This is a genomic window from Armatimonas sp., assembly GCF_043760365.1.
Taxonomy (GTDB): domain Bacteria; phylum Armatimonadota; class Armatimonadia; order Armatimonadales; family Armatimonadaceae; genus Armatimonas.
The window spans coordinates 1-4,020 of the sequence record NZ_JAYUPA010000659.1; the positions used below are offsets into that span (position 1 = coordinate 1).

Annotated in this window: 4 protein-coding genes and 1 pseudogene; all 5 read right to left on the bottom strand. The window is 59.0% G+C overall.

What is annotated here, in order from left to right:
* Window positions 1-624, bottom strand: a pseudogene (locus ACH2EH_RS15245) (carboxypeptidase M32); the annotation flags it as partial.
* A gap of 28 nt (window positions 625-652) precedes the next feature.
* Window positions 653-1,576: a decaprenyl-phosphate phosphoribosyltransferase gene (locus ACH2EH_RS15250; RefSeq protein ID WP_395142896.1), complete on the bottom strand. Its 924-nt coding sequence runs from the start codon at window positions 1,574-1,576 to the stop codon at window positions 653-655.
* Window positions 1,577-1,583: 7 nt separating this feature from the next.
* On the bottom strand, window positions 1,584-2,516 hold the full coding sequence (locus ACH2EH_RS15255; RefSeq protein ID WP_395142897.1) for a hypothetical protein: 933 nt from the start codon (window positions 2,514-2,516) through the stop codon (window positions 1,584-1,586).
* A 91-nt stretch (window positions 2,517-2,607) separates the two neighbouring features.
* Window positions 2,608-3,555, bottom strand: coding sequence for a methionyl-tRNA formyltransferase (fmt, locus tag ACH2EH_RS15260; protein WP_395142898.1), 948 nt, complete (start codon window positions 3,553-3,555; stop codon window positions 2,608-2,610).
* A gap of 27 nt (window positions 3,556-3,582) precedes the next feature.
* Window positions 3,583-4,020 (bottom strand): peptide deformylase (gene def, locus ACH2EH_RS15265; RefSeq protein WP_395142899.1); only part of this gene is annotated, 438 nt, incomplete at its 5' end.

Here is a 4,020-nt window from a genome sequence, read left to right on the forward strand (position 1 = left end):
GAACTGAAGCTGTGTCTTCTCATCGAAGTGGCGTCGAAGGCAGGATTCGTCCACGGGATCACCCTCGCGAATGATCTCCATCAGCGGCAGGAGGCCGTCACGCACTTCGGCAAAGACCGTCGCCACTTGCTCCGTCGTCATGCCGGGCTCGTATTGATCCAGTAGGGCATCGTAGCGACAGCCATTGTGCCCTAAATGATCCGCGACCTGGCGAGAGAGGTCCAGCAAGCGCTCCAGAGTGGGCGTGAAGTGGGCGAAGTCGTTGTCCTGGCGTGCCTTCACCCAGACCTCATGGCCCAGAGCTGTCTCCCGTGCCAGAGTTGCCACCAGCTCCGTGGGGAGCTTGACGGAGCGGTCGAAGTCCCGGCGGACGACGCGTAGGGTGAGCGCTTTGTCTGAGCCTTCCTCAGCGCCTTCGGCTTCCGCTGCCGCCAACAAGCGTCCGGTCTCGTTATCCGTGAAGCGCTCGTGGAGCAGCTTGCCCATCGCCCCCATGGCATTGGCCCGGGCCAATGCGCCGCCGGGGGGCATGTAGCACTGATGATCCCAGCCCATTAAGGCCGCCGCCTGACCCAGGTGGCCCAGCTCAGCGAGGCGGGCGAGTAAACTTTCGTAAGCAGACATATCGTGGCATTGTACCTGAAGATGCGGCTTAGACACGCAAGACAATAGTGGCCACCAGCGCCCAGAGTAGAACATTGATCACCAAGGGCTTATCCTCGACGAGAACCGCCTCAGGGGCCTCCCCCATGCCTTTTTTGTGGGTGAGGTAGAGATAGCGAAAGAGCCCGTAGAGCACAAAGGGAATGGTCGCCATTAAGTACGGGCGGCTCTGCCCCGTCTGTGACTTGGAGAAGAACGTGTAGAGGGTGTAGGACATCACACAGGCGGAGGCCACGATGGTGATCATCTGCTCCAGCATCGGGAGGCTGTACTCTTTGAGGATTGCGCGGGTAGGAGTCGCCGCGCCCAAAGCAACCAGCTCCCCTCGGCGTTTGGAGAGCCCCAGAAAGAGCGCCAGCAGCAGGGTACAGAGCAGGAGCCACTCGGAGAGCGGGACATTGATCACGAAGGCACCCGCCACTGCCCGGATCACAAAGAGCGACGCCAGAGTCAGCACATCCACGATCACATGGTGTTTGAGGACAAAAGAATAGAGCAGGGTAGTGACAAGATAGAGTGCGGCGGCCCCGAAGAACTTCCAGGCAGCCACGCCACTCTGATCGTACTCAATGAGGCGCGCTGCGACTAGTAGCGCCGGTATTCCGAGGCCCGCAAGGAGCTTTGCCACTCCTACGGGGAGGCGGCCTGAGGGGATGGGGCGGAAGCGTTTCTTGGGGTGCTGACGGTCTGCCGACACATCCAGCAGGTCATTGATGTAGTAAGTCAGGCCCGAGAGAAGACAAAAGAGGAGGAATCCCGCGAGGGTTTTAACCCAGTGGTTTAGGGTATGGTACTGATCCTGGGTGAAGAGCAGGCCCGCAAAGAGCAGAGCATTCTTCGCCCACTGCTTTGGGCGCATCGCCTCCAGCCAAGCGGGGAGTCGGCTTGGTACAGGCAGAGGCGATGTGCTCAATGCGAGTTTACTTGCTCACTTCCATCGTCAGTTTTTTCGAGACAGCCTTTTTCAGTCCGTCTACATCGGTGACCGTTAGAGTGACCACCACTTTATGAAGCTGCTCGTTGCCACGGAAGAGGGAAGCCGGGAACACGTGTTTAATGGTGCGCCCTGTATCGTCTTCTTGAATACCATCGTTTGCATCCCAGTCCCAGGAGAACTTGAGGGTGCTGGCTCCGCCCTCGGCATCGGCAATAAAGGTCATTTCGTTGTCGGCGAAGGCGATCTGATCCTCGAGATCCGTTGCACTAACTTCTGTTTCGTCAGTCAGGACATCTATCTCACCGATATGGAACTGCTCGTACTTGTCTCCACAGACCACCAGAGAGGCAAGTTTGGCACCATTTCCGCTCAGGGGCTTCTTGGCTGCCTTCTTCAGCGCCGTTAGAGGCACATGAACGGAGACATAGGCATCAGGGTCTTCCGTGGGTGCAATATCTAGCGGACGCACGAGCTCGTACTGGGAGCCATCTGCCATGAGGAACACAAAGCGCATCCGCTCAAAGCCAGCCGCCGCTTTCTTCTCTCCAAACCCGGAAAGATCAATCACTTCCTGAGTGGTATTAAAGCTGGTGCGCATCCGCAAGTAGCAGTGTGGGTTTGCGAGTGCGGCGCTGAGGTCCACGGGCTTAGCGAAGCTAATCTTCCCCCCCTGGTGGGTGCCATGGGTGGTTACCTTGATGGAGTAATCTCCAACCAGGACTTTCCCATTATCCCCCTTGCTCTGTTCCGCACGGCCACTACCCCAGCCCCCTAGACTTACCGAACTTTCCTCGCCCTTAAAGAGAGAGAAAGCCACGGTCGTGACACCTTCCTGGGCCAGAGCGGCAGTAAGCGCCAAGCCACCCACAATGGCGGCGGCGGTAAAGCGCATGAAACGGTGGCTAAGAACACGCATCTTCAAACTCGATTCCTTTCGGCACAACGGACAACAATGCCAGTCTATTATACAACGTCGGCACGGCGAATCCTTCTTTGGAGAAAAATAGTTACGGACGGACCGCAAGATCGCCCGGTTTAAGGCGGGCCCCATTGGCATATGCTGTCGCTGACATCGCGGGTTTCCCGGCGGGTTGAACCGTCATCAGACGCAGGATGCCCGCAAGAGTGGCGATCTCAATCCCGTCTTTGGTGACAGCGATGAGCTCCCCAGGAGTATAAGCCCCTGTCTCAAGAGCGTAGGTTGCCTCCAGCACTTTCACCTCTTTACCCGCGAGCATAATCACGCCACCCGGGCGCGGGGTGAGCGCCCGTACGCGGTTAGCAAGCTGAAGCGCACTCTCCGTGGTTGGGTCAAGGAAGCCGTCTTCACGGGTGAGCAGGGCGGCGTAGGTCATACCTGTCTCGCTCTGTGGGGTCGGTTGCCAGCCGGACTCCTGCTCCAGGCGATCTAATGTCTGAATCAGAATTGCTGCCCCTGCCGCTGCAAGACGTGGCTCCAGCGAGAGGGTGGTATCGCTAGGGGCAATCGGAGTGCGTGCTTCCAGAAAGATGGGGCCGGTATCTAAAGTGGCCTCCATCTGCATCGTGGCAACACCCGTTTCGAGGTCACCCGCCATGATCGCTCGGTGGATCGGGGCCGCACCACGCCAGCGTGGCAGGAGCGACGCGTGGACATTGATGCCGCCGTATCGTGGGGTGTCGAGCACTCTCTGCGAGATAATCTGCCCGAAGGAGACAACCACGAGCACGTCCGGTGCTAGCGCACTAAGCTCTTCTGGGAAGGGCTTTCGGCGCACTTTCTCCGGCTGGAGTATCCTGGTATAACCCAGCGCCAGCGCCGCTTTTTTCACAGGCGATGCCGTGAGCTGCATCCCACGTCCTGCCGGTCGGTCGGGCTGCGTGACAACCGCGAGCACCTCGTGACGGCTCGCATGGAGCGCCTGAAGCGTGGGTACTGCAAATGGGGAAGTCCCGAAAAAAACGAGGCGCATCATTTCAATAATTCCTCCGCTTGGCGGGGGTTAGGGGGTCGGCTCACGCTCGGCGGCCTGCTCCTCAGGAGTGAGCATGTGCAGGGTCTTGGGATCGGCACGATCTGTGAAGAGGATGCCATTGAGATGATCCACCTCGTGGCAGATAATCCGTGCTTCGAAATCCCGTGCCTTGAAGCGCACGGGGTGCCCGTTGGCCGTGAGTGCGTGCACATAGATCTGACTGGGGCGGCGTACTACACCGCGCAAGCCCGGGATGGAAAGACAGCCCTCTTCGGGTTCGTACTGCTCGCCTTTTTCCTTGGAGACCTGGGGATTGATCAGTGCCTGAAGCCCGCCACCCGCATCGTAGACCAGAAGTCGCAGGCTACGCCCCACCTGAGGCGCGGCAAGCCCGACCCCGTGCGCGGCGTACATAATATCGGCCATCTCCGCAACCAGCGCCCGAATAGCACTGTCCACAAACTT

What these genes read in the sequence shown, in the direction of transcription:
- ACH2EH_RS15255 (WP_395142897.1), bottom strand. Translation starts at nt 2,516, where the DNA reads ATGCGTGTTCTTAGCCACCGTTTCATGCGCTTTACCGCCGCCGCCATT.
- fmt (WP_395142898.1), bottom strand. Translation starts at nt 3,555, where the DNA reads ATGATGCGCCTCGTTTTTTTCGGGACTTCCCCATTTGCAGTACCCACG.